Source organism: Streptomyces bohaiensis (genome assembly GCF_012033785.1).
In the GTDB taxonomy this organism is placed as follows: domain Bacteria; phylum Actinomycetota; class Actinomycetes; order Streptomycetales; family Streptomycetaceae; genus Streptomyces; species Streptomyces bohaiensis.
The window spans coordinates 1-2,982 of the sequence record NZ_JAAVJC010000411.1 but is presented as its reverse complement, the minus strand read 5'-3'; the positions used below and the strand labels follow the sequence as shown (position 1 = coordinate 2,982).

Annotated in this window: 2 protein-coding genes; both read left to right on the top strand. The window is 76.2% G+C overall.

From position 1 onward, the window contains the following. Positions 1–95: 95 nt before the first annotated feature. Entirely contained in the window at positions 96–971 is an 876-nt protein-coding gene (locus tag HCN52_RS23370; RefSeq protein WP_168090418.1) for a B12-binding domain-containing protein, read from the top strand. Positions 972–1,179: 208 nt separating this feature from the next. Then, positions 1,180–2,709 (top strand): cryptochrome/photolyase family protein, encoded by a 1,530-nt coding sequence (locus tag HCN52_RS23365; RefSeq protein WP_168090417.1) that lies wholly within the window; start codon positions 1,180–1,182, stop codon positions 2,707–2,709. The last annotated feature ends 273 nt before the right edge of the window (positions 2,710–2,982 follow it).

Here is a 2,982-nt window from a genome sequence, read left to right as displayed (position 1 = left end):
CCGGTCGGCACTCATCCGGACCATGCTAGGCAGCGGCAGCCCGCACCGCGGGACGTCGATCACTTCGGCGGTTCCGGTGCGGCGGCGGCCGGGCCGTGCCGGCGGCCCGCCGCCCGGTCGCGACGCGCACCGTCGACCGCTCCGCGCGCAGCACCGTACCGGCACGATCGACCGAACCCACCCGCGGCACCGGCACGCCCGCGCGCCCGGCCGCACCGCGGACCGGGCCCCTTCCGCACGGCAGCCCGTCCACCACGCAGCGGCTCCGCAGCCTCGGCGCGCACGCCCACCCGGCCGAGCCCCGCCACACCACCGCCCCGGAGGACGACGAGGCTCCCCCGCGCCCGCGACCGGAGTGGCGGGGCCTGGCGCACGCGGCGACACGGTTGGACGGGCCCGCGGTCGAACACCTCCTGGACCTGGCGTTGGCACGCCACGGCCTCATCACCGCCTGGGAGGAGGTGATCGCGCCGGCTCTGCACACGGTGGGGCGCAAGTGGGCCATGGAGGGCGAGCCGTACGTGGGGGTGGAGCACCTGCTGTCCTGGCACGTCTCGTCCGCCTTCCGGCGGCTGCCGACGGCCCCGCCGCGGACCGGGACGCCACCCCTCCTGCTGACCTGCGTCGCCGATGAGCACCACACGCTCCCGATCGAGGCACTCGCCGCCGCCCTCGGCCAACGCGGCATCCCCACCCGGGTGTTCGGTCCGGCCATGCCGGCCGACGCGCTCGTCGGCGCGGTGCGGCGTCTCGGGCCGGCCGGTGTCGTGCTGTGGGCGCAGGCGCGCGAGACGGCGGACCGGGCGCTGGTCGGCCACCTCCTCGGCGTCGGATGGGGGCAGCGCGGGGCGCGGACCCGGCCCGCGGTGCACCTGGCCGGGCCGGGCTGGGCGGGCGCGGCGGTGGCCGGTGCCACCCGCCTCACCGGGCTGCGGTCCGCGGTCGACCTGCTCGACCGGACGACCCCCTGACCGACCCGACCTCCGGCCCGGGTGCGAGGGGGGCGAGGGGGCGAGGGGCGCACCGCGGTCGACCCGCGCCCCCGTCCGACGTCGGGCTCCCACACCGGCGGCGAGGCGGTCGGGATCATCGCAGACCCGCCTCCTCCCCCCGTGCCGACGCCGCGCGCCCCTCCACCGCAGCATCGCGCCGCACCACACCGCCGAGAGGTCCCCGCTGATGGCCGCACGCCCCCACCTGCTGTTCGGAGACCAACTCGGCGCGCACTTCGCCCGCACCGGCGCCGACGGACAGGACGGCCCCGACGAGGACGCGCCGCTGGTGATGATCGAGTCGCGGGCGGTACTGCGGCGGCGCACGTTCCACCGCGCCAAGGCCCACCTCGTCCTCTCCGCGATGCGGCACCGGGCCGCCGAACTCGGCGACCGGGTCCGGTACGTCCGCGCGGACACCTACCGGGAGGGCCTGCGCACCGCGCGGGTCGGCAGCGGCCGGCGCAACGCGACCGTGCACCACCCCACCTCCCACGCGGCGCTCGACTTCGTCCGGGGCGTCCCGGGGATGACCGTGCTGCCCGCCCGCGGCTTCCTCGTCTCGCACGACGACTTCGCCCGCTGGGCCGGGGACCGCCAGGGCGGGGCGCTGCGCATGGAGGACTTCTACCGCGACGTGCGCCGCGACCACGAGCTGCTGCTCGACGGGCACGACCACCCGGCGGGCGGCCGCTGGAACTACGACCACGACAACCGCGAACCGCCGCCCCGGGACGTCCGCACCCTCGGCGCACCCGCGCCCTGGCTGGCCGAGGAGGACGAGATCGACGACGAGGTCCGCCACGACCTCGACCGCTGGGAACGGGACGGCGAGGTGTCCTTCCTCGGCGACGACGGGCCGCGGCTGTTCCCCGCCACGGGTGAGGAGGCGCGGGCCGCGCTGCGGCGGTTCCTCGATCACCGGCTGGGCGGCTTCGGCGCCCATGAGGACGCCATGCTGGCAAAGGACCCGTGGATGAGCCACAGCCTGCTGTCGGTCCCCCTCAACCTCGGCCTTCTCGACCCCGTCGAGTGTGTCGAGGGGGCGGAGAAGCGGTACCGGGACGGCTCGGCGCCGCTGCCGTCGGTCGAGGGCTACATCCGGCAGGTCGCGGGGTGGCGGGAGTACGTCTGGCACCTCTACTGGCACTTCGGGGACGACTACCGGCGCAGCAACAAGCTGGGCCACCGCCGCGGGCTGCCCGACTGGTTCGCGGAACTCGACGCGGACGCCGTCACCGCCCGCTGCCTGTCGTCGGTGCTCGCACAGGTGCGCAGCACCGGCTGGGTGCACCACATCCCCCGGCTGATGGTGCTGGGCAGTCGGGCCCTGCAGTCGGGCTGGAACCCGCGCGAGGTCACCGACTGGTTCCACCGCGCGTTCGTCGACGGCTACGACTGGGTGATGGTGCCCAACGTGGTCGGGATGTCGCAGTACGCCGACGGCGGCCGGATGACCACCAAGCCGTACACCTCGGGCGGCGCCTACATCAACCGGATGAGCGACTACTGCGGGGAGTGCGCCTACCGGCCGGACGTGCGCGTCGGGGACCGGGCCTGCCCGTTCACGGCCGGCTACTGGGCCTTCCTGGACCGGCACCGGGAACGGCTGGCGGGCAACCACCGGATGTCGCGGCCGGTGGCCGGCCTGGACCGGTTGAAGGACCTGCCGGAGCTGCTGGAACAGGAGCAGCGGCGCGGTGCGTCGCCGCCGTGACCCGCAGCGCTGCCGCCGCGGTGCGTGAGCCGCCGGACTCCGGACACCGCGCCAGGTGGAGCGCGGCTCGCACGGAGCCCGGCGGTGGAACCAGACTGATCTCCCTACCGGCCCTCCGACAACTCGCACCGTTTCTGCGTCGTTTCCCGGTGCCCTCGCCCGGCCGCCGCCACACGCCGTACGCGGTACGCCCGCCGGCGGCGCCCCCTCGACGGTGCTGCGCGCGGTGCCCCGGCCGACGCGTGCCCCGCGGCACGCCCGTCCTCGCCCGGC

Bases quoted from the DNA above. Each gene is read 5' to 3' on its own strand.
- HCN52_RS23365 (WP_168090417.1), top strand. From the start codon at position 1,180: ATGGCCGCACGCCCCCACCTGCTGTTCGGAGACCAACTCGGCGCGCAC.